The 21736-nt window shown below is 73.0% G+C and carries 22 protein-coding genes; 9 read left to right on the top strand and 13 right to left on the bottom strand.

Going from position 1 to position 21736, the window contains the following annotated elements; genetic code table 11:
- The first annotated feature begins 36 nt into the window (after positions 1 to 36).
- Together urtD and urtE are read left to right on the top strand one after the other, a co-directional pair.
- Positions 37 to 789, top strand: coding sequence for an urea ABC transporter ATP-binding protein UrtD (gene urtD, locus J2S43_RS23755; RefSeq protein WP_306832722.1), 753 nt, complete (start codon positions 37 to 39; stop codon positions 787 to 789).
- Positions 786 to 1484, top strand: coding sequence for an urea ABC transporter ATP-binding subunit UrtE (urtE, locus tag J2S43_RS23750; protein WP_306832720.1), 699 nt, complete (start codon positions 786 to 788; stop codon positions 1482 to 1484). The genes urtD and urtE overlap by 4 nt, the downstream gene beginning before the upstream one ends.
- A gap of 50 nt (positions 1485 to 1534) precedes the next feature.
- Here the strand turns inward: urtE and J2S43_RS23745 are convergent, their stop codons facing one another.
- Positions 1535 to 3148 (bottom strand): methyl-accepting chemotaxis protein, encoded by a 1614-nt coding sequence (locus J2S43_RS23745; protein ID WP_306832718.1) that lies wholly within the window; start codon positions 3146 to 3148, stop codon positions 1535 to 1537.
- A gap of 159 nt (positions 3149 to 3307) precedes the next feature.
- The gene (locus J2S43_RS23740) at positions 3308 to 3805 is read right to left on the bottom strand and encodes a PaaI family thioesterase (protein ID WP_306832716.1); all 498 of its coding nucleotides are present in this window, start codon (positions 3803 to 3805) and stop codon (positions 3308 to 3310) included.
- 55 nt (positions 3806 to 3860) lie between these two features.
- Here J2S43_RS23740 and J2S43_RS23735 point away from each other — a divergent pair, with 55 nt between their 5' ends.
- Entirely contained in the window at positions 3861 to 4340 is a 480-nt protein-coding gene (locus J2S43_RS23735) for a winged helix-turn-helix transcriptional regulator (RefSeq protein ID WP_306832714.1), read from the top strand.
- A gap of 377 nt (positions 4341 to 4717) precedes the next feature.
- On the opposite strand, the gene J2S43_RS23730 is transcribed toward J2S43_RS23735, so the two are convergent.
- The 4 genes from J2S43_RS23730 to J2S43_RS23715 all read right to left on the bottom strand — a co-directional run bounded on the left by J2S43_RS23730 (position 4718) and on the right by J2S43_RS23715 (position 7500).
- Positions 4718 to 5554, bottom strand: coding sequence for an SDR family oxidoreductase (locus J2S43_RS23730; RefSeq protein WP_306832713.1), 837 nt, complete (start codon positions 5552 to 5554; stop codon positions 4718 to 4720).
- 13 nt (positions 5555 to 5567) lie between these two features.
- Complete coding sequence (locus tag J2S43_RS23725; RefSeq protein ID WP_306832711.1) at positions 5568 to 6035, bottom strand: hypothetical protein; 468 nt, start codon at positions 6033 to 6035, stop codon at positions 5568 to 5570.
- Positions 6036 to 6171: 136 nt separating this feature from the next.
- Positions 6172 to 6384 (bottom strand): DUF6069 family protein, encoded by a 213-nt coding sequence (locus tag J2S43_RS23720; protein ID WP_306839411.1) that lies wholly within the window; start codon positions 6382 to 6384, stop codon positions 6172 to 6174.
- A 144-nt stretch (positions 6385 to 6528) separates the two neighbouring features.
- Entirely contained in the window at positions 6529 to 7500 is a 972-nt protein-coding gene (locus J2S43_RS23715; protein WP_306832709.1) for a 2-dehydropantoate 2-reductase, read from the bottom strand.
- Between the two features lie 110 nt (positions 7501 to 7610).
- Between J2S43_RS23715 and J2S43_RS23710 the strand changes: the two genes are divergently transcribed.
- On the top strand, positions 7611 to 8279 hold the full coding sequence (locus J2S43_RS23710; RefSeq protein ID WP_306832707.1) for a TetR/AcrR family transcriptional regulator: 669 nt from the start codon (positions 7611 to 7613) through the stop codon (positions 8277 to 8279).
- Positions 8280 to 8331: 52 nt separating this feature from the next.
- On the opposite strand, the gene J2S43_RS23705 is transcribed toward J2S43_RS23710, so the two are convergent.
- On the bottom strand, positions 8332 to 11148 hold the full coding sequence (locus tag J2S43_RS23705; RefSeq protein ID WP_306832705.1) for a hypothetical protein: 2817 nt from the start codon (positions 11146 to 11148) through the stop codon (positions 8332 to 8334).
- A 443-nt stretch (positions 11149 to 11591) separates the two neighbouring features.
- On the opposite strand from J2S43_RS23705, the gene J2S43_RS23700 reads away from it, so the two are divergent.
- Positions 11592 to 12944, top strand: coding sequence for a hypothetical protein (locus J2S43_RS23700; RefSeq protein WP_306832704.1), 1353 nt, complete (start codon positions 11592 to 11594; stop codon positions 12942 to 12944).
- A 306-nt stretch (positions 12945 to 13250) separates the two neighbouring features.
- Here J2S43_RS23700 and J2S43_RS23695 read toward each other — a convergent pair whose 3' ends face one another.
- The 6 genes from J2S43_RS23695 to J2S43_RS23670 all read right to left on the bottom strand — a co-directional run bounded on the left by J2S43_RS23695 (position 13251) and on the right by J2S43_RS23670 (position 18065).
- The gene (locus J2S43_RS23695) at positions 13251 to 14072 is read right to left on the bottom strand and encodes an urease accessory protein UreD (RefSeq protein ID WP_306832702.1); all 822 of its coding nucleotides are present in this window, start codon (positions 14070 to 14072) and stop codon (positions 13251 to 13253) included.
- 136 nt (positions 14073 to 14208) lie between these two features.
- Positions 14209 to 14904 carry an urease accessory protein UreG gene (ureG, locus tag J2S43_RS23690; protein ID WP_306832700.1) on the bottom strand — a complete coding sequence of 232 codons (696 nt, stop codon included), beginning with the start codon at positions 14902 to 14904 and terminating at the stop codon, positions 14209 to 14211.
- Positions 14905 to 14941: 37 nt separating this feature from the next.
- Entirely contained in the window at positions 14942 to 15598 is a 657-nt protein-coding gene (locus J2S43_RS23685) for an urease accessory protein UreF (protein WP_306832698.1), read from the bottom strand.
- Positions 15598 to 17307, bottom strand: a complete 1710-nt coding sequence (locus J2S43_RS23680; protein ID WP_306832696.1) for an urease subunit alpha — start codon at positions 17305 to 17307, stop codon at positions 15598 to 15600. The genes J2S43_RS23685 and J2S43_RS23680 overlap by 1 nt, the downstream gene beginning before the upstream one ends.
- Positions 17308 to 17365: 58 nt before the next feature.
- Complete coding sequence (locus J2S43_RS23675; protein ID WP_306832694.1) at positions 17366 to 17752, bottom strand: urease subunit beta; 387 nt, start codon at positions 17750 to 17752, stop codon at positions 17366 to 17368.
- A gap of 10 nt (positions 17753 to 17762) precedes the next feature.
- Positions 17763 to 18065, bottom strand: a complete 303-nt coding sequence (locus J2S43_RS23670; RefSeq protein ID WP_306832692.1) for an urease subunit gamma — start codon at positions 18063 to 18065, stop codon at positions 17763 to 17765.
- Between the two features lie 224 nt (positions 18066 to 18289).
- Between J2S43_RS23670 and J2S43_RS23665 the strand changes: the two genes are divergently transcribed.
- The 4 genes from J2S43_RS23665 to aspS all read left to right on the top strand — a co-directional run bounded on the left by J2S43_RS23665 (position 18290) and on the right by aspS (position 21709).
- Positions 18290 to 18433, top strand: a complete 144-nt coding sequence (locus J2S43_RS23665) for a hypothetical protein (protein ID WP_306832690.1) — start codon at positions 18290 to 18292, stop codon at positions 18431 to 18433.
- Positions 18430 to 18579 carry a hypothetical protein gene (locus J2S43_RS23660; protein ID WP_306832689.1) on the top strand — a complete coding sequence of 50 codons (150 nt, stop codon included), beginning with the start codon at positions 18430 to 18432 and terminating at the stop codon, positions 18577 to 18579. Before J2S43_RS23665 ends, J2S43_RS23660 begins: the two co-directional genes overlap by 4 nt.
- Before the next feature lie 208 nt (positions 18580 to 18787).
- Complete coding sequence (locus J2S43_RS23655) at positions 18788 to 19342, top strand: Atu4866 domain-containing protein (protein WP_306832687.1); 555 nt, start codon at positions 18788 to 18790, stop codon at positions 19340 to 19342.
- A 567-nt stretch (positions 19343 to 19909) separates the two neighbouring features.
- The gene (gene aspS, locus J2S43_RS23650; protein WP_306832685.1) at positions 19910 to 21709 is read left to right on the top strand and encodes an aspartate--tRNA ligase; all 1800 of its coding nucleotides are present in this window, start codon (positions 19910 to 19912) and stop codon (positions 21707 to 21709) included.
- The last annotated feature ends 27 nt before the right edge of the window (positions 21710 to 21736 follow it).

The raw sequence follows: 21736 nt of genomic DNA, 5'->3' as shown, positions 1-21736 counted from the left end.
CTCAGGGCCCGGCGAATGTCGTTCGGAGGAGACGGCATGAGCGGGCGGCTGGAGGTGCGCGGCCTGAACGTCGTCTTCGACGGCTTCCACGCGATCACCGACCTGGACGTCACGGTGCAGCCCGGCGAACTGCGCTTCCTGATCGGGCCGAACGGCGCGGGCAAGACCACGCTGATCGACGTGATCACCGGGCGCACCCGGCCCGCGTCCGGCTCGGTGCGCTTCGACGGCGTCGAGCTGACCGGCCGGCGCGAGCACGCGATCGTCCGGCTCGGCGTCGGCCGTACCTTCCAGACCTCGGTGGTCTTCGAGGACCTGACCGTGCTGGAGAACCTGGACCTGGCCGCGTCGTTCCGGCGCCGGATCCCGGCGCTGCTGCGCGCGCGGCGCGGCGTCTCCGACGAGGTCGCGGCGGTGCTGGAGACGATCGGTCTGACTCCCGAGGCCGAGCGGCCGGCCGGCGTGCTGTCGCACGGCCAGCGGCAATGGCTGGAGATCGGCATGCTGATCGTGCAGCGGCCGCGCCTGCTGCTGCTGGACGAGCCGGTGGCCGGCATGAGCCGCGGCGAACGGGAACGCACCGGCGAACTGCTCCAGGCGGTCGCGAGGGACCACACCGTCGTGGTGATCGAGCACGACATGGACTTCCTGCGCCGGTTCGCCAGCCAGGTGACGGTGCTGCACGAGGGCCGGCTGCTCCGCGAGGGTACGGTCGCGCAGGTGCGGGCCGACCCGCGCGTCCAGGAGGTCTACCTAGGAAGATCCACATCACGGGAGGCCGCGGCATGACGCTGGTCGTTTCGGGTCTCGACGTCGCGTACGGCCGGGCCCAGGTGCTCTTCGGGGTTGATCTGCACGCGCCGGCCGGTGAGCTGGTCTGCGTCATGGGCCGCAACGGTGTCGGCAAGTCCACGCTGCTCAAGGCGATCATGGGCGTGCTGCCCACGCGCGCCGGCACGATCACGTTCGAGGGCGAGGACCTCTCAAAGCTGAAAACCCACGAGAGGGTACGCCGTGGGCTCGGCTACGTGCCGCAGGGCCACGAGACGTTCCCGCAGCTGACCGTGGCCGAGAACCTGCGGGTCACGCTGGAGGCGGCGCGGTCGCCGGACCGGTCGGCGCGCGACGAGGCGCTCGACCTCTTCCCGGCGCTGCGCGGCCTGCTCAAACGCCGTGCCGGCTTCCTCTCCGGCGGCCAGCAACAGCAGCTCGCGATGGCCCGCGCGCTGATCACCCGCCCGCGCCTGCTGCTGCTCGACGAGCCGACCGAGGGCATCCAGCCGTCGATCGTCGTGGAGATCGAGGAGGCGATCGCCCGCCTGCACACCGAGGCCGGCCTCGCCATCCTGCTCATCGAGCAGTACCTGGACACCGCGCTCCGCCTCGCCGACGAGTTCGTCATCCTGGACGCCGGCGAGGTCGTCCGCTCCGGCAACCGCACCGACCTCCACGACGAGTCCCTGCACCAGCTGCTGTCCGTGTGATCTTTCCGCAGGCGAAGGGGGCTTCGGCCCACTTCGCCGTACCGGACGGGTCAGTAGGTGAAGCGGGAGACCGTGCTCTGGAGTTCGGTGGACATGCGGGAGAGTTCGGCCGCGGAGCGCTGGGCGTCGGCGACGGATTCGGCCGTGATGCGGGCGTTCTCGGCGACGTTGTCGATGCTGGCGCTGATCTGGCCGGTGGCGGAGGCGGCCTCGGCGACGTTGCGGTTCATCTCGGCCGTGGTGGCGGACTGTTCCTCGACCGCGGACGCGATGGTGGTGGTGTAGTCGTTGATCCGGCCGATGATCTCGGCGATCTCCTGGATCGCGGTGACCGCCTGGCTGCTGTCGGCCTGGATCGCCTCGACGCGGCGGGAGATGTCCTCGGTGGCCCGCGCGGTCTCCTGGGCCAGGTCCTTGACCTCGGTGGCGACGACCGCGAACCCCTTGCCCGCCTCGCCTGCCCGGGCCGCCTCGATGGTCGCGTTCAGCGCCAGCAGGTTGGTCTGCTCCGCGATCGCGGTGATCACCTTGACCACGTCGCCGATCTGCCGGGACGACTCGCCGAGCGTGGCGATGGTCTGGTTGGTGGACTCCGCGACCGCGACGGCCTGCCCGGCGACCTCGGCCGCGTTGTTCGCGCTCTGCGCGATCTCGCCGATCGCGGCGCCCATCTCCTCGGAGCCGGCCGCGACCGTGGTCACGCCCTGGGACACCTCCTCGGACGCGGCCGAGACGACCTTCGCCTGGGTGGAGGCCTCCTCCGCGTTCTTGGCGATCTGGTTCGCGATGACCGAGGTCTCCTCGGCCGCGGCGGCCAGGCTGTGCGAGGCCGCGCCGACGGACGAGACCACCTCGCGGGTCTGCCGCAGCGCCCGGGTCAGCGCGGCGGCCATCTGGCCGACCTCGTCCCTGCCGTGCACGTCCGGTTCGAGCGTGAGGTCGCCCTCGGCCATGTGCGTCAGCGAGCGCTTGACCGTGGCGAGCGGGCCGACGATCTGCCGGGCCACCCAGACGCCGAGCGCCAGCGCGAGCAGCACGCCGACGACGCCGACGATGAGCAGCGTGCGCTTGCCGGTGGACGCGGTCGCGGCGCCGTCGTCGGCGCGCTCCTTGGCCTGCGCGGCCTCGGCCTCGTTCTCCGCCTCGATGGCGTCGCTGGCCGACGTCACCACCGGGAGCAGCTGCGCCCGGTACTCCGCGAAGAACTGCGTGCTCTGGCCCCGGTCCGCCAGCGGGATCAGCGTGTTGTCCGCGATGTCCACGAGCTTGGTGAAGTCCGCGCGGAACGCCGACATCGCGTCCGGGTGGACCGCGTGGGGCTGATACGTGTCGGCGTCGTCGTTGATCTTCGCAATCCGCTCGTCGATCTCGGTGAGCAGCTTCGCGCGGGTCTCCGCGCTGGCGCCGCCGTACTCCAGGACGCGACCGCGCCAGGCCTGGAAGTCCCGTTGCAGCGTCGACAGCGTGGTCAGCGGCGCCACGTTGTCGGTGTAGAGCGTCTCGGCCTGGTCCGCGATCGAGTCCAGCTGCACGAAGCCGGTGACACCGATCGTCCCCGCGGCGATCGAGGCGACGGCCACGGCGGACAGGATCTTCGCGTTCACACCCCGATCGGTGAACCAGCGCGCCGCGCCGCCACGCCGGGCGGAGGCATCAGTGCTCATCTGTCATCTCCCGAATCGGAACCGGACGCAACCGGACTGCAACCGGCCAATCGGCCATCGGGCACGAGGTCTTATGTTTTTCGACCGTTTCGCAGTGCTCTTACCGGCGGCCGGGCACCGGCCGCACCCATCCCGCCCGGGTCCGGTGCGGCGCAGGGGTCACGGCATCTCGAAGATGAGGCAGGAGGAGGTGCCGTGGGCCAGCAGCTTTCCGGCCGCGTCGGTGAGCCGGGCTTCGGCGAGCGCGGTCCGGCGGCCCCGGTTGAGCACCGTGCCCTCGCAGCGCACCCGGCCGGTGGCGATCGTGACCGGGCGGACGAACTTCACGGTCAGGTCGAGCGAGGTGTAACCGGTGCCGGCCGGCAGCGTGGTGTGCACCGCGCAGGCCGCCGCGGTGTCCAGCAGCGTGGAGATGACGCCGCCGTGCACCGAGCCGAGCGGGTTGTAGTGGAATTCCTGCGGCGTGAGCTCCAGCCCGATCCAGCCCTCCTTGGCCTCCATGTCCGAGATGCCGATCGTGTGCATGATCGGCGGCGCCGGCAGCTCGCCCGCGGCCATCGCCCGGATCAGGTCGAGACCGCCGCGGCGGCCGAGGTGGGCGGCGACCGCCGACGGATCCGTCCAGCCGTACGTGCGGCTGCGCTGAGTCTCTTCCATGGACGCAGCCTGGCAGCCGGTTGCTGGGTCTGTCAACGAGACTTAGCCTGGGCTGGTGAGACCCGACGCGTTGAACTGGTCCGTGGAGAACTGCCCGATCGGCGGCGCGATGGCCGTGCTCGGCGAGAAGTGGACCGTCGCGGTCATGCGCGAGGTGTTCAGCGGCGTGCGCCGCTTCGAGGACATGCGGGTCCGGACCGGCGTGCCGCGGCAGGTGCTGACGAACCGGCTCGCCATGCTGGTCGAGCAGGACCTGCTGCGGCGGGAGCAATACCAGGAACCGGGCAGCCGCCGGCGGTACGAGTACCGCCTCACCGCCAAGGGCCTCGACCTCTACCCGATCCTGATCGCGCTGCGCGCCTGGGGCGAGCAGTACATCGCCGGACCCGAGGGACCGTCCGTGCGTGCGGTGCACCGCGGCTGCGACGCCGACGTCCACCTCACCGTGCACTGCGCCGACGGTCACGAGCTGGCCGACCCACGCGCGGTCGCGTTGGCCCCCGGTCCCGGAGCGATCCGGCTCGATCCGTCCTAGGCAAGGACGGCGCGCAGCGACGACCCTACCGACCGGAGACCAGAGCCGGCGGCCCTGCCGATGATCTGCTCGGCTTGACCCGGAAGACGGCATGCGGGGCAGCCAGGCACACGAAGCCCACCCATGCCACTCACGAAGAGACAGCGGGGCCGACGAACCCGGCCCGGCTGGAAGCCCCGCCCTTTCCCCGGAGCCCGAGGCCCGCCGGAGGCGCCCTAAACCGAGGAGAACAGCTCAAGACAGCGATGACGTGAGATATCAGGACGGCCGTGCCGGCTCTCGTTAGAGCGCGGGGTCTCGGCTTCTCACCGGTGGCGGCGGTAACGAGGGGCGCCGTGCTTGCCGCCCGCCGGCGGGTCGATACGGCCCGAAGTGGGTCAGGGGGTCCGCAGGAGGGATTGGATCGGGGTGGCGGCGTGGCCGGAGAGGAGCGCCACGTCGGAGGTGACGCCCTCCAGCGTCCCGGACGCGATGGCGGTATAGGTCGAGATCCACGCGTCGAGCTGCCAGGGCGGCGCCGCGTAGTGGGCCCGCGACGCGCGAGCCTCGGACAGCGTCTCGGGGTGATAGCTGATCGGCCGGCCGGTGTGCGTGGTGAGCAGCGCGGCCACCTCGGCCAGCGAGACGGCCGCGGGTCCCGTCAGCTGGTAGGTGCGGTTCTCGTGGCCGGCCGGGGAGTGCAGGACCGCCGCCGCGCAGTCGGCGACGTCGGTGCGGGCCACGGCGGAGACGCGGCCGTCCGCAGCGGGGCCGCGGATGACGCCGTCCGGGCCGGGCAGCGTGAGGAGGAAGTCGGCGTAGAGGTTGTCGCGCAGCGCGGTCCAGGTCAGGCCGGAGGCGCGCAGGTGTTCCTCGGTGGCGTGGTGGTCGCGGGCCAGCGTGAACTCCGCGTCCGCGGCGGCGCCGAAGAACGAGATGTAGACCAGGTGGCGTACGCCGGCTGCGGCCGCCGCGTCGATGAACGTGCGGTGCTGGCCGAGGCGGTCGGCGGACTCGGCGGCGGAGACCATCAGCGCGACCTCGGTGCCCTCCAGTGCGCGGGCCACGGCGTCGCGGTCGCCGTAGGAGGCGGCCGCGACCGTGCTGTGCGGCAGCGACGGCGCGCGTGCGGGGGAGCGGGCGACGAGGCGCAGCGGATGGCCGGCGGCGGAGAGACGGCGGGCGACGGCGCCGCCGAGGTGACCGGTCACGCCGGTCACCGCGATCTCGATCATGAGGGCGATTGTGTCACTCCTCGTCGTCGGTGGCGTCCTCACGGCGTACCCGCGGCGGGGTGTTTTGGGTTTCTTCGCGTGGGCCGCGCATCGGGTCGAAGAACGCGTCCTCGGCCGACTCGGGGGCCCGGCGGAACCAGGCGCGGGCGCTCGGCGTGCTGACCAGCGCGGCGTAGATGACCGGCCAGCCGAGCCAGGGCATGCCGGCCAGCACGGTGCCCTGGACCATCCGGGTCACGGCCAGGGCTGCGCCGACGCCGCAGAGGATCAGCAGCAGGACGCGACCCCAGCCGTGACCGCGGACAACGGCCCAGGCCAGGAGCAGGTAGAGCGCGCCGTACGGCACGAGCGACCACGGCGGGAGGAGGCTGCCCATCGGATCGCCGGACAGTCCGTACGCGAGCGTCAGGCCGCCGCCCGCGCAGAGCAGCACGGATGTCGCCAGGACCGCGACCGGCGGGAGACCGCGACGCATGACCATGCGCGGATCTAACCATGAGTATCGTTCGCGAATCCGTCATCGGCCTGCCCGCCTGGTGTTGTTCATCCGATCGAGGGGCCGGCCGTCGCGCTCCGCGTAACAGGCGGTTACATCAGGCTCGGCCGCGGCCGGGGGGTCAGGCGGGCCTGTGGCGGAGCAGTCCGGCGAAGAGGGCGGCGGCCACCAGCACGTGCGTGGCGCCGAGCGTGAGGCGGGTGGCCGCGTCCATCTCGCCGCCGAGCGGGGCGAACGAGATCACCGGCATCAGCGTCGCCACGACGGTCCAGATCGGCGCGGCGCGGCGCGGGAGCAGGCGTTCCAGGATCGCCGGCAGGCCCCAGCCGAGCAGCGAGTGGCCTGCTCCCGGCCGCCGGGCGCGCGCTCGGCTCGGCCGCCGGCGGATTCCGGTCCGGCCGGGTCCGCCGGTGCCGGGCGCGCGGTGCGGACATGAAGACGCCCTGCCGCATGGTGGTCGCGGCAGGGCGTCGTGTGGCTACTTGTGGTTCAGGCCCCGCATCAGCGCGAGGATCGCCCGGTTGAGCGGCGCGTCCACGCCGTGCCGGTCGGCGAGCCGGACCACCGCGCCGGTGATCAGCTCGTGCTCGGTCGCGCGCCCGGCGAACCGGTCGTAGTACATCGACGTGCCGTCGTCCGGCGCGAACTCGTCGTAGAGGCGCAGCGTGTGGGCCACGTCGTCGGCGGTCAGCGCCGCGCCCTCGGCCGCACCGACCCGGACCGCCTCGTGCAGCAGTGCGCGGGTCAGCTCACGCACGGACTCGTCCTGCTGGATCACGACCATCCGCTGCATGGTGAGCGCGGTTATCGGGTTCGCGGCCACGTTGGTCAGCAGCTTGCGCCAGGCCGCGGTGCGGAAGTCCGCCACCTGCTCCACCGCGAGACCGGAACCGGCCATCAGTGCGGCGAAGCGCTCGCCGGGCAGCGTGCTGGCCGCGTCCGCCCGCCCGGCCGTGGCCGTGGACGTGAAGCCGGCGAGGGACTCGGCGCCGGCCGTGTCCGGGCAGCCCTGGACCGTGAGCCGCGCGCCCCGGCGGTGCAGTGCGTGGCCGCGCTCCAGCAGTTCGGCGGCCACGTAGACGAGCGCGGGCAGCACCGTGGTGCCGGACGGGAGCAGCGGGCCGACACGCTCGGCGTGGTCGACGCCGTTCTGCAGCACCACCACCGTGGTCTCCGGGCCGACCAGCCCGTCGAACCAGGCGGCGGCACCGGCCACGTCCTGCGCCTTGGTGGCGAGCAGCACCCAGTCGGCCGGCTCCGCCTCACGCGGATCGACCACCACGGGTACGTCCAACTCGCGTACGCGATCGGCACGCTCGATGACCAGCCGCTCCGGCCGCGTCCGCGCGCAGAGCACGACGTCGTGGCCGGCGTCGTGCGCCGCCTCAGCGACCACCAGGCCGACCGCGCCGGCACCGATCACCGCGACGCGGGTTTGTCTCGTGGACATGAACCTGCCTCCCGAAAAAGTGAGAAGATCTTCTCACTTGGCAGTGTGACGTGGCCACTTTGCGATCTCGTTACGGGGAGGTGCCAAGCGCGGGCGATACAATCCCGGACATGTCGCTGCCAACTGGACGCCGGGCCGCGCCGGCCCTCGGGGTGGCCGAGGACGACGATCGACCGCGGCGCAGCGACGCACGGCAGCGACGCTCCGCACTGCTGACCGCCGTGGGCGAGCTGATCGCCGAGCGCGGGACCGAGTTCCCGCTGGCCGAGGCGGCCGAGCGGGCCGGGATCTCGACCGCCACCGCGTACCGGAACTTCTCCGACACGGGCAGCGCGGTCGATGCGTACTTCGCGGACCTGATGGGCGATCTGCTGGAGGCGTTCGACGGGCTGCCGGTCGGCGACGACCCGCTCGGCGACATCCGTGTTCTGTGTCACGAGTGGGTGGCGCAGGCCACCCGCTGGGGCGCCGCCGCGGTCCACATGCGATCCCCGCGCGGCCTGCTGGCCCGGCGGAACATGGAGGACCCGTTCATCGGCGCGCTCTACGACCGGCTGGCGCGGCTGGTGGAGACCGCGGTGACCCGCGGACGGCTGCCGCAGCAGGACATCCGGTTCGCGGTGCTGATGTGGGTGACGATCTTCGACGAGCGGGTGGTCATCGACCTCACCACCACGCTGGGCTGGAGCGAGCGGACCGCGGCCGACCACCTCACCGAGGCGCTGCTGCGCACGTTCGGGGTGCCGCCGACCGTGATCCCGGCGGCGATCTACGGCTGAGGACACGGAAAAGGCCCGGCCGGGCGGCCGGGCCTTCCGCGGTGCTACCGGGTCACTCCGGGAAGGAGCCCGGGGGCACGTCGCTGGTGCTGGCGTTGCCGCCGACCGACGCCTCCAGGCTGATCTCCCAGATCGTGTACTGGTTGTTCGTCGTCTCGTACGTGATGGCCTCGTCGAACTTGCTGAAGTCGCAGTCCCGGTTGAAGCGCGTCCCGTCGAAGTCCGTCCCGGTGGTCACGTAGATCGTGTACGCGCCGTCGTGGATCGAACTGGCCGTGAAGTTGGACTTCGCCTGGACGTAGAACGAGACCTCCGGACGGGTCTGACCGTTCTTCACCAGGTTGATCAGCGCGTCGTGGTCACCGCCGTTGTCGACCTTCAGCTCGCCGAGGCCGCCCTGGATGCGCCGGTAGTAGTTGCCGTTCGGGGGACGCCGGCTCTCCTCCTTGAGCGCCTTCGGCATCCAGCCGCCGACCTTGAGGTCCGCCGAGCTCAGCGCGGTCGCCGCGTCCCGCAGATCCGCGCCGCCGTCCGACCGGGACACCAGGTTGACCGCGGACGAGCCGGTGCACAGCGCCGAGCCCTCCGCGGAGAGGCTCGCGTCCAGCACGTCCGTGCTCAGCGCGTTCAGCGCCTCCACCAGCAGGTTGTGCTCGTCCGCCACGTCCTCCGGCGGCGTCACCCGGGCCAGCTCGTCGGCCTGCAGGCCGAGCATCTCGCCCAGGTCGTCCGCGGCCGAGGAGAGCGCGTCCGGCTTGGTGGCCCGGTTCATCGCGTCCCAGGCCGGCTGCACGTCGCCGTCCAGCGCGGACAGCACCGCCTGGTACTGCCCGGGCGTCATCGCCACCGGCGCCTGGGTGGTCGCCGCGGGGCCGGGGCCGCCGCCGGTCGGGTCCGGGTCCGGCTCACCGCTGTTGAGCAGCCACGGTACGGCGACCACGCCGGCGCAGAGCAGCACCACGAGCACGGCGGCACCGACGATCAGGCCGGTGCTGCGCTTCGGCTTCTGCTGCGGCGGGACGGCGTAGCCGCCGGGAGCACCGAGCGGGTACGCGCCGGGCTGCCCCCACGCCGGAGCACCGGACTGCGGCGGCTGACCCCAGGCCTGCGCACCGGGCACACCGGAGGCCGGGACGCCGGAGGTCGGGTAGCCGGGCGCGGGCACGCCGGAGGTGGGGTAGCCGGGGGTGCCGGGCGGCGGGTAGCCGGGCGCACCGGCGGTGTTCGGGGTCTGCGGATAACCGGGGGTGCCGGGAACCGGCGGGTAGCCGGCGGGGGCACCGGAACCGGGCACGCCGGAGGCCGGGTAGCCGGGGGCGGCCGGGCCACCGGACACCGGCGGATATCCGGGCGCCGGCGGGTAGGACTGCGCGGGCCCGCCGGAGACCGGCTGGTAACCGCCGGCCGGGGCGCCGGAGACCGGCGGGTATCCGGGCGTGCCCGGGGCCGGCGGGTAGGACTGTGCGGGGGCGCCGGAGACCGGCGGGTATCCCGGCGTGCCCGGGACCGGCGGGTAGGACTGTGCGGGAGCGCCGGGCGCCGGGGTGTAGCCCGGGGCGGGCGTGGGCGGGTACGCCGTGGACGGCGCGCCGGAGGTCGGCGGGATGGCGGCGCCGGCGGCCTCGCTCGCGGTGTCCGGCGCGGTGCCGCCCGGCAGCGTGTAGCCGGGGGGCGTCGCGTCCGCGGCGGCCGGGACCGGGGCGGCGTCAGCGGGAGCGGAGGTCGCGTCGGCCGGCACGTGCTGGGTGGTCTCCGCGTTGAACGGCGTGGCCGGCTGCGCGGCGGTGTCGTCCGGCCGCGCGCTCGACGCCGCGGCGGCACCGGCGGCGGCACCCGCGACCGCTCCGGCTGCTCCGGCCGCGAGCGTGGCCGGAGCGATGCCCGAGCCGGTCCGGTCGCCCTCCTCGGCCTTCTCCTCGGCCGTCGGCGATGCCTTCTCCTCTGCCGGCGACGACGTCTGCTCCGCGGCCGCAGGGAGCACGGTGGTCCGATCGTGGTCCGCGGTGGTGGCGGACGCCGGGGACTCGCCGGCCGGCCCGGCCGGTGTGGCGCCGGTCGGGATGACGGCCGTGCGGTCCTCGTCCGAGGCCACGCCGGTGGTGGCCGGGCCGTCGCCGCCCGCGCCGGAGGCGGTGGCCGGCGCCGGGATGACGGTGGTCCGGTCGTCGTCCGCGGTGGTGGCGGGCGTCGAGGCCGGGTCGGTGGCCGGGATGACCGTGGTCCGGTCCCCGTCGGCGGCGGCCGGGGTCGTGCGGGTGGGGATGTCGGTGGTCCGGTCGTCGTCCGCGGTGGTGGCGGACGCCGGGGTCTCGGCCACGGCCGGTGCGGGCGGCGTGGCGCCGGCCGGGATCACCGTCGTCCGGTCCTCGTCGGCGGCCGTGGGCGTGCCGGTGGAGATGACCGCGGTGCGGTCCTCGTCGGCGAGGGCCGGCGGGGTGGCGCCGCCGTCCGTCGCGATGACCGTGGTGCGCTCGTCCGCGTCGCTGTCCGGCGCCGGGACGACCGCGGTCCGGTCCTGGCCGGTCGGCAGCACCGTGGTCTTCTCGTCGTCGCCGGTGGCCGGGACCGCGATCGGCTTCGTCTGGTCGTACGGCGTGGGCAGCGGAATGACCGAGGTCGGGTCGTCGGACGTGACCTGGACGTGGATGGTGAGCTCCGGCGGCCCGTCCGTGGACGCGGCGTCGTTGCGCGGAAGCCGCAGTATCGCGCCGTCGCCGATGCCCGCCGGCAGGTTGATCGCGATGAGCCGCCCGTCCGGCGGCAGCGCGATGGTCTTCGTCGTGCCCGAGGCCGCTTCCGCGGCCGTGAGCTCGACCGTAACGATGTCGGACCCGCCGCTGGGCAGTCCACTCCCCGAATCCCGTGCCATCACTGGATTATGCAAGTGCGTGTCACGCCCGCTCCGAGCAGGGAGACGCCCGAAGAGCACCGTTTTGCGAGGCGGAACCGCCATATGTCGCGCAATGCCGGGCTGACCCGTTCATAACGGTGGGCTGGTAAATCAATCACCAAAGGTCAACGACGGTCCACTTAGAGTGAATTCACGGATGGTGAACAGGCCGGCCGAATCGGCTTTGCGGGCGGTTTGCGTTTATTGACGGATTTGCCAGTGTGGGTCCCTTTCGATGGCGGTGGCCGTCAAGTGTCGGCAACGCGATAGTCCGCCGCCGTGTCCCGACGCCGCGGGAGGTGAAGAACGTCCCCGGAAGAGTGCCGGCGCGGCCGCAACCGTCGTCCACTCAGTAGTGTCCGGCTAAGGTGACTCCTCTTGTGAACGCCACTCGACGTGCGACCTCAGGAATCCGAGGACCGGTGACCGCCGCCATTCTCAAGTCTCCCGTGGTCCGGGAGATCTCGCTCGCCGTCGGTGCCGCCGTCGCACTGACCGCGATCTGGCTGCTGATCCTGCCGCACGTCCGGTCGTCCGGCGGTGACGCGCTGCACTACCTGAGGCTGGCGGAGAACCCGCGGGCCCAGGTGCACACGCCGTACACGTACCGCATGCTGATGCCTCTGCTGGCCAACGAGATCGGCGGCCGGTATCACTATCGCGAGGCGTATCGGCTGCTGAACGCGATCGCGCTGGCGTCCGGCGGGGTCGCGGCCTACCTGCTGACCCGGAAGCTGGGCGGCACGCGTGGTGCGGCCTACGTGGCGATGGCCGGTCTGCTCAGCCTGCCCGGGTGGCTGTTCTACCTGTACCAGCCGTACCTGATCGATCCCGCCGCGATGGCGCTGCTGGCCTGGTCGATGCTGGCGGCGCTGTCCGGCTGGACGGCCGTGCTGCCGCTGCTGCTGGTCGCGGCCGCGCTGGCCCGGGAGACCGTGATCTCGTTCGCGGTGCCGCTGTACATGATTTTTCGGGAGAAGTGGGTCGACTGGCGGGCCGCGATCCGGGTGGCGCTGGTGGTCGGCCCCGGCGTGCTCGCCACCACGGCCGTGCAGGCGAAGCCCACGCACGGCTGGCCGAGCCAGGAGCTGCTGGTCCAGGCCGGCGTACGGATCGTCGGGATGAAGCTTGCGGAGCAGGGCATCGTGGCCGCGCTGGGCATCGCGGTCGGCACGTCGCTCGGCGTCTGGTGGGCGCTCGGGCTCTACGGCTTCCGGCACGCCGGCCCGCTCGGCTGGCTGATGGTGCCGGTCCTGGCGCAGTTCGTGGTCGGCGGCGACTGGGGCCGCTTCTGCCTGTACGCGTTCCCCGCGCTCGTCCCGGCCGGCGCGATCGCGCTCTGGCGGCACCCGCGCCGCGCGATCCTGATCGGCCTGGTGGTCGTGCAGAGCCTGCTGGTCTTCGTGGACCTGGCGATCGACGGCCATCCGAAGATCAACAGCTTCCAGCCCTCGACGTACGCCAGCCTCGCCCTCATCCCGGTCACGTTCGCGGTCCTCCTCCTGCCCTCCCGCCGGGCCCGCACCCCGGTCGCGGCCACGGGCACGCCGGTCGTCGCCACGGGCACGTCGATTCCGGCGCAGGCCGGAAGGTCGCAGGGCGAGCATCCCGAGGCCGGGGCGGCGCCGGTCGGGACGGGTCCGGCCGGAGAGGCGGACGACGCGGACCCGGGGACCGGAGATGCGCCGGACCGGGCGACGACGGAGGGACGGCCGGTGGTGCCGCGGCCGGGCGACCCCGGCACCGGCCCGAGACGCGAGGCCGGGCAGTCCTGACGGCCGGTCCACCGGCCTTCCGGTGTCGGCGTCATCGCCCGGCGCCGTCCGGTGATCCAGGCGTGTTCACCTCGCCGGAACGACGTGAACACGCCCGGATCATGCATCGTCGGCACGTTCGCCCAAGGGCGTGTCTGGCGGATCTTCGCCGGCCTGCGGCGTGGCCCAGGCGCCGCCTGGCCGCACGTCGCGCAAGCCCACATACAACACCGGTATGAGGGCTTGCGCGCCGCACACCCAGACAACACCTGGACCTCGCCTCGGCTCGACGAGATCCACCAAACACGCCCTGGCGCCGAAAGGTCATTACCCGAGCGCGGGGGTGAGGTGCAGGCACGCGTCCAGCGGGCCGCGGACCGCGCGCAGGTCGCCGCCGACGGCGGTCGCCAGGATCGCGGGGCCGGGCAGCGGCATCACGGCCGCGGTGTCGCCGACCGGTGCGGCCGGCGGCGGTCCGCCGGCCGCCCACGCGGGATCGATCACGATGAGCGATCCGGTCGCCCGGCCGCCGCCGATCGCGCCGGAGGCCGCGGAGGTGCCGAGGACGGCGGGGCCGGACCAGCCCGGCGCGGCCGGGCCGGCGGAGAGGTCGTGGCGGTAGAGGGTACGGCCCGCGTACCGGATGGTGGTGTGCAGGCGGACGTCGCCGGACGGCTCGCGGTGCCGGCCGCAGACCAGCTCGTCGCGCCAGACCAGGGTGCCGCCGTCCGCGACCTCGACCGTGGTGACCGCGTCGTGGTCGCAGCCGGCGGCGGCGATCAGTGGCTCGGGGAGCCAGTGCAGGGTGCCGCCCGGTGCCACGGTGGCGTGCACCTCGACCAGCGAGGTGTCCGGCCGGCCGTGCGCGTCCGGCGTGGGCAGCGCGATCGAGGCCGCGACCGTGCGGATCACCAGGGACGCGCCGGACTCCACGGTGATCTCGATGCGCAGCCGGTCGCCACCGAGCGGTCCGGCGGCGCCACCGACCAGGTGCACGTTCGCGGGCACGCCGGGCTGCCGGGCGCCGGTGCGCCGGACCAGCAGCGGTGGCTCTCCGGCCAGCGTGGGCAGGCCGGTGCCACCGCGGCCGTCCGGTACCGCGACGATCCGCGCGGTCGCCCGCATCAGCCGGCGACCACCCGTCGACACGCCGGGCCGGTGCGGCCGCGTCTCGCCGGACCGGCGTGGTGGGCGGGTCCCGTACCGGGGTCGTGTCCAGCCGGGTCCGAGCCGCCGGGAAGGGCGGCGGTGCGGTGAGCCGGGTGGCCGGCTGGGGAGGGTTCGGTCATGGTGCGATCGCGACGCGGGTGGTGATCTGGGTGCGGACCCAAGTGGCAACCTGGGAGGCGCCGCTGTCCTCGGCGATCGACTGGAAGATGGTCGGCAGGTCGCCGCGGCGGGCGCGGGCGTCGCGGTCCATCACGGAGAGGTCCGCGCCGACCAGCGGGGCCAGGTCGGTCTTGTTGATGACGAGCAGGTCGGCGGTGGTGACGCCGGGGCCGCCCTTGCGCGGGACCTTGTCGCCGCCGGCCACGTCGACCACGAAGATCTGGACGTCGATCAGGCCCTTGCTGAACGTGGCGGTCAGGTTGTCGCCGCCGCTCTCCACCAGGATCAGGTCGAGCGGGCCGAGCGTGGCCTCGAGGTCCTCGACCGCGTCCAGGTTGGCGGAGATGTCGTCGCGGATCGCGGTGTGCGGGCAGCAGCCGGTCTCCACGGCGCGCACGTGCGAGGCCGGGAGCACGCCGTTGCGCAGCAGGAAGTCGGCGTCCTCGGTGGTGTAGATGTCGTTCGTGACGACGGCCAGCCGCAACTGGCCGCCGAGCGAGCGGCACAGCGCGGCGACCAGCGCGGTCTTGCCGGAGCCGACCGGGCCGCCGATGCCGATCCGGAGCGCGCGGGTGTTCGTGAGCAGCGGCGTGTGCGGGTGCAGTGGCGTGTGCGGGTGCAGCGGCTTGTGCGGGTCGGGGCCGGGGTCCATCGGTCCGTGACCGTGGGGCATCGAGCCGTCGGTGTCCTTATGAGGCAAAGAGACGCACCTCCCAGGTGGCGTGGTGTTCGGCGCCGATGTCCAGCAGCGGCGCGCCGTCGGCCGGCAGGTCGTCGACGGACCTGCCGAGATGTGTCAGTGCGGTGGCCGCGACCGCGTCGCACTCGGCGGCCAGCCGGGCCAGCAGCGCGTGCACGGCGTAGGGGTCGAGGCCCAGCAGCCGGACGGCCGCGCTCGCCGGGCCGCTGATCGTGCCGTAGGCGGCGGCCACGGCGGCGTGTTCCGGCTCCAGGCCGGCGGCGGACGCGACCAGGCCGAACGCGACCGGCTGGTGCACGTCCGCGCGGTGCGGGGGCGGCACCGTCCACATCGCACGGCCGGCCCGCAGCAGCGCCCGGCCCTGTGCGCGCGAGGCCGTGCGCAGCGCCGGTGACGGCGTCCGGACCTCAAGACCGAAATCAAGATCTTCCAACGCGGCGGTACGGGCACAGGCCGCGGCCGCGAACGTCGCGGCCACCAGCCCGCCCGTGGCCAGCCGGCCGGTCAGGAAGCCGTCCAGGTCGGCGATCGTGCGCACCCGTCCGGCGCTGACCTGTGCCTCCAGGCCGGACGAGTGTGCGTGCCCGCCGGCCGGGAGCCGCCCGTCCGCGAGGACGAGCAGCGTGGCCGGCGAAGACCTCACCATCAGAACAGGAAGTAGCGCTGGGCCATCGGCAGTGAGTCGACCGGCTCCGGCTCGACCAGGTCACCGTCGATCCGGACCGTGAACGTGTCCGGTTCCACCTCGATCCGGGGTGTGGCGTCGTTCAGCGGCAGGTCGGCCTTGCCCACGTTCCGGGTGCTCGCCACCGGCGCCAGGCGGCGTCGCACGTCGAGGCGGTTCGCCAGGCCGTCCTCGATCGCGGCCTCGGCCACGAACGCGAGGCTGAGCGCGGCCGGCGCGTTGCCGTACGCGCCGAACATCGGCCGGGGCAGCATCGGCTGCGGCGTCGGGATCGAGGCGTTCGCGTCGCCCATCTGCGCCCACGCGATCATGCCGCCCTTGATCACCAGCGCGGGGCGGACGCCGAAGAACGCGGGGTCCCAGAGCACCAGGTCGGCGAGTTTGCCGGGCTCGACCGAGCCCACCTCGGCGTCGATCCCGTGCGCGACGGCCGGGGCGATCGTGTACTTGGCGACGTACCGCCGAGCCCGGAGGTTGTCCTTGCCGCCGTCGCCGGGGAGGCTGCCGCGCCGGGCCTTCATCACGTGCGCGGTCTGCCACGTTCGCATGATCACTTCGCCGACGCGGCCCATCGCCTGCGAGTCCGAGCCGATCATCGAGATCGCGCCGAGGTCGTGCAGCACGTCCTCCGCGGCCATCGTGGTCGGGCGGATCCGGCTCTCCGCGAACGCCAGATCCTCCGGGATGGACGGCTTGAGGTGGTGGCAGACCATCAGCATGTCGATGTGCTCGGAGAGCGTGTTGCGCGTGTACGGCCGGGTCGGGTTCGTCGAGGAGGGCAGCACGTTCGGCTCGGACGCGACCGTGATGATGTCCGGTGCGTGCCCGCCCCCCGCGCCCTCCGTGTGGTAGGCGTGGATCGACCGGCCACCGATCGCGGCGAGCGTGCTCTGCACGTACCCCGCCTCGTTGAGGGTGTCGGTGTGGATCGCGGCCTGGACGCCGGAGGCGTCGCACACCCGCAGGCAGGCGTCGATCGCGGCGGGCGTGGTGCCCCAGTCCTCGTGCAGCTTGAAACCGCCGGCGCCGCCGCGCAGCTGCTCCCACATGGACTCCTCGGAGACCGTGTTGCCCTTGCCGAGCAGCAGCACGTTCACCGGCCAGACGTCCAGCGCCTCGAACATCCGGGACAGGTACCACGCGTTCGGCGTGACCGTGGTGGCCTTGGTGCCCTCGGCCGGGCCGGTGCCGCCACCCATGATCGTGGTGATGCCGGAGGCGATCGCCTCCTCCAGGATGCCCGGCGCGATCAGGTGCACGTGGGAGTCGATCGCGCCCGCGGTGAGGATCTTTCCGTTGCCCGCGATGACCTCGGTGCCCGGGCCGATGACCAGGCCGGGGTGGACGCCGTCCATGGTGTCCGGGTTGCCGGCCTTGCCGAGCGCGACGATCCGGCCGTCCAGGATGCCGACGTCGGCCTTGATGACGCCCCAGTGGTCGAGGATCACCGCGCCGGTGATGACGGTGTCCAGCGCCTGCTCCGCGCGGGTGGCGAGGGACTGGCCCATCGACTCGCGGATGACCTTGCCGCCGCCGAAGACCGCCTCGTCGCCACCGCCGCTGCGGTCCTCCTCGACCTCGATCAGGAGGTTCGTGTCGGCCAGCCGGATCCGGTCGCCGGTGGTGGGGCCGTAGAGCGCCGCGTACCGGCGGCGGTCCAGGAAGCTCATGCCGGACGTCCTTTCAAGCGACGGTCACGTGCCGGCCGGCGCCGCGCCGATGATCCACTCATCCGTCCGCCTCCTCGCCGAGCGGGGCGGGGGCCCTGTCGAGCGGGCCGCCGGACTCGCCGAGCGTGCCGGTTGGCCTGTCGAGCGGGCCGCCGGCCTCGCCGCGGAGGCCGGGGACGATGCGGCGGCCGCCGAGCGGCACCAGGTCGACCTCGCGCGGCACGCCCGGCTCGAAGCGCACGGAGGTGCCCGCCGGGACCGCCAGCCGGTGTCCCCACGCGGCCCGCCGGTCGAACTCCAGCGCCGGGTTCGCCTCCGCGAAGTGGTAGTGCGAGCCCACCTGGATCGGCCGGTCACCGGTGTTCGCCACCGGCAGCGTCAGCACCGGCTTACCGGCGTTGATCTCGATCTCCCCGTTGCCGGGCAGGATCTCCCCGGGAATCATCGCTGCCCCCTCACGGGATCGGCTCGTGCACGGTGACGAGCTTCGTGCCGTCCGGGAACGTGGCCTCGACCTGCACCTCGGCCAGCATCTCCGGCACGCCCTCCAGGACGTCCTCGCGGGTCAGCACGGTCCGCCCGGCCTCCATCAGCTCCGCCACGGTCCGGCCGTCCCGCGCCGCCTCCAGGATGTAGGCCGTGATGATCGCGGTCGCCTCCGGATGATTCAGGCGCAGCCCGCGCGCGCGGCGCTTCTGCGCCACGTCCGCGGCGACGTGGATGAGCAACCGATCCTGCTCATGGCGGCTGAGGAACAAGAGTCCGACCTCCGTGTCTGCTGCGGGCTCACATGGCGATCGATGCTGGCACCGGCACGTTTCGTCCCGGTTAAGCCCTCGCTGCCGTTGATCACCACGCTACCGCCCGGACGGGCTGGTCAGGGCGGACAAAGCCGCTCCGGGCCGGGAGAAAACGCTCAGGGACGCGGGCCGCGGGCCGACTGTGAATCCGCGCGGATCCGGACACGAGCACGGAGGACGTCATGACACGAGCAGGCCGCATGCTGGCCGCAGGGGTGGCCGCGGCGCTGCTGGGCGCGACGGCGATCGCCGTGCCCGCCGCCGCCGTGCCCGCCGCCGCCGTGCCCGCCGCTGTCGGGCCCGGGGCCGCTGCCGTCTCGGCGTGACCGCGCCGCTCACCCGGGCCGGCGACACCGCGGTGACGGCGACGTTCCCGGCCGGGCGCAGGGCCGGCACCGCGGCGGTCGTGCTGACCACCCCGTCCGGGGCGAGCGCGCCGGTCACCTTCACCTATCAGCCCCGCGGCTACTGAGCCCTCGGCGTCAGGGCCACCGTCGGGCGGCTTTCTCATGATCCAGGCGTCCCGACGTCGTGCTGACGACGTCGGGGACGCCTGGATCACGGATCGTTGCGCGGTCACCCTGACGCTGGAAGGTCAGTAGAGGGGGGTGCGGTGCACCCTGGCCGGTGGCGGCGCGGCGGCCGAGGGTGGAGGGACGAGTTCCTCGTTCCGGAGGTGTGTGGTGGTACAGCTGTTCGCCGGTGGCACGGTGTGGATGCCGGATCCGGTCGGCGGGATCGACCTGCGGGTCGAGGGCGGGCGGATCGTCGGCGCGGGGCCGGGGCTGAGCCGGGCCGGCGCGGACGTGGTCGACTGCGCCGGCCGGAGCGTGGTGCCGCTGTTCGGCGGCGCGATCGAGGCGGGCGGGGCCGCGACGTTCGCGGTGCTGCCGGCGACCGGCAGCGTGCCGGAGAAGGTCATCTGGTGGCCGGACCGGTCGGCGCTGCTGGTGGTGGACGGCCAGGTGGTGCCGGCCGTGGACGGCGGGCCGGGGCGGTCCGAGTCGCCATACCTGGGGATGTGGGTGGACACCACCGGCTACATCGAGCAGGAGCTGACCGCGGACGGCCGCTACGACGAGACCCGCGCCGGCCGCCGGCACGCCTACCGGGGCGCGTTCCGCATCGACGGCGACCGCATCGTCTACCGCGACGACCAGGGATTCTGGGCCTACGGCCGATTCTCCGGCGGCCTGCTGCACCACGCGGGCTACACGTTCGAGCGCCGCCCCTGACCCGATCACGGCGCAGTCGGTCGCCGGTAGCGCGTCGTCGCGCAGGCCGGCGACCGGCTCCAACACGATTCGGGGCACGGAGTGCCCCGAGCCCCGAACACAGTGCCCGCTGCGGCACGTGAGCCGCGGCCGGTCCCGTGATGGCACGGTGGCCGCGGCTCTTTCGGGACCACCGGCGAACCGGCTCCGACGCGGCGACCGGAGCGGCGGCGGAGGCCGCCGCGGGTTTGCCCGCGGGAGCAAACGGGCTGCGCCGCGCCGGGAGCGGGAAGATCGGGGTCTGGGGTCGTCCCCAGGTGGGCTCGGTGCCCGCGGGAGCAAACGGGCTGCGCCGCGCCGGGAGCGGGAAGATCGGGGTCTGGGGTCGTCCCCAGGTGGGCTCGGTGCCCGCGGGTGCAAACGGGCTGCGCCGCGCCGGGAGCGGGAAGATTGAGATCTTGATTTGCTCTGCCTTGAATTCCTTTTCACGGCCGGTGAGGCGTCGGTGCCGCGCGAAATAGGAAGCGATGGGCCTGACAGAATGCGAAGCTGACGACACCTGACAGCAACGACGAGGAGCTCACTGTCGTGATCCGAACTCATGACGCCGGAAGCCTGCGCGCGACGGACGCCGGCACCACGGTCACGCTGGCCGGCTGGGTGGCCCGCCGCCGTGACCACGGCGGGGTCATCTTCGTGGATCTCCGCGACGGCTCCGGCGTGGTGCAGGTGGTCTTCCGCGAGGACATGGACGCGGCGCACGCGCTGCGTAACGAGTACTGCGTGAAGGTGGTCGGCGAGGTCGCGGCGCGGCCCGGCGGCAACGAGAACCCGGAGCTGCCGACCGGTGCGATCGAGGTGATCGTGTCCGATCTGGAGGTGCTGTCGGAGGCGGCGCCGCTGCCGATCCCGGTCGACGACGACGTGAACGCGGGCGACGACATCCGGCTCCGCTACCGCTACCTGGACCTGCGGCGCAGCGGCCCGGCCAAGGCGATCCGGCTGCGCTCGAAGGCGTCGCAGATCGCCCGGACCGTGCTGCACGAGCGCGACTTCCTGGAGATCGAGACGCCGACGCTGACCCGGTCCACGCCGGAGGGTGCACGCGACTTCCTGGTGCCGGTGCGCCTGCAGCCGGGCAGCTGGTACGCGTTGCCACAGTCCCCGCAGCTGTTCAAGCAGCTGCTGATGGTCGGCGGCATGGAGCGGTACTACCAGATCGCCCGCTGCTACCGGGACGAGGACTTCCGTGCGGACCGCCAGCCGGAGTTCACCCAGCTCGACATCGAGATGTCCTTCGTGACCCAGGAGGACGTGATCGACCTGGGCGAGGCTCTGGTGAAGGCGCTGTGGAAGGAGCTGGCCGGGCACGAGATCACCGGGCCGATCCCGCACATCACTTACCTGGACGCGATGGCCCGGTACGGCTCCGACAAGCCCGACCTGCGGTACGGCGTCGAGCTGACCGAGCTGACGGAGTACCTGACCGGCACCGAGTTCCGGGTGTTCGCGGGCGCGATCGCGGCCGGCGGCTACGTCGGCGCCGTGGTCATGCCGGGCGGCGCGTCGCAGACCCGCAAGGAGCTGGACGGCTGGCAGGACTGGGCGAAGGCGCGCGGCGCCCGTGGCCTGGCCTACGTGGTGCTGGACGCGGAGACCGGCGAGCCGCGCGGCCCGGTCGCGAAGAACCTGTCCGAGGCGCACCTGGCCGGGCTGGCCGACGCGGTCGGCGCGAAGCCGGGCGACGCGATCTTCTTCGCCGCCGCGGCCGAGAAGCGGGAGGCGCAGGAGCTGCTCGGCGCCGCGCGCGTGGAGATCGCCAAGCGGGCGAACCTGATCGACGAGTCCGCCTGGGCGTTCTGCTGGGTGGTCGACGCGCCGATGTTCGAGAAGACGGACGAGGGCGGCTGGACCGCGGTGCACCACCCTTTCACCTCGCCGAACGCGGAGTGGATCGACAACTTCGAGACCGCTCCGGACCGGGCGCTGGCGTACGCGTACGACATCGTCTGCAACGGCAACGAGATCGGCGGCGGTAGCGTCCGTATCCACCGCGGCGACGTGCAGAGCCGGGTCTTCGACCTGCTCGGCATCTCGGCCGAGGAGGCGCAGGACAAGTTCGGTTTCCTGCTCGAGGCGTTCAAGTACGGGCCGCCGCCGCACGCGGGCATCGCGTTCGGCTGGGACCGGGTCTGCATGCTGCTGTCCGGTGCGGAGTCGATCCGTGAGGTCATCGCGTTCCCGAAGACGCGCGGCGGCTTCGACCCGCTGACCAGCGCGCCGACGCCGATCACGGCGCAGCAGCGCAAGGAGGCCGGCGTGGACTTCACGCCGGCACCGGCCGCCGCGGGCACGGCCGGGGTCGCGGCACCGGTCGAGAGCAAGTAGTGCTTGCCTGGGCGCTTCCGCCCGGGT

Source organism: Catenuloplanes nepalensis (assembly GCF_030811575.1).
Classification (GTDB): domain Bacteria; phylum Actinomycetota; class Actinomycetes; order Mycobacteriales; family Micromonosporaceae; genus Catenuloplanes; species Catenuloplanes nepalensis.
The sequence above is the reverse complement of the archived record's forward strand: the minus strand, read 5'-3'. Positions and strand labels throughout refer to the sequence as shown.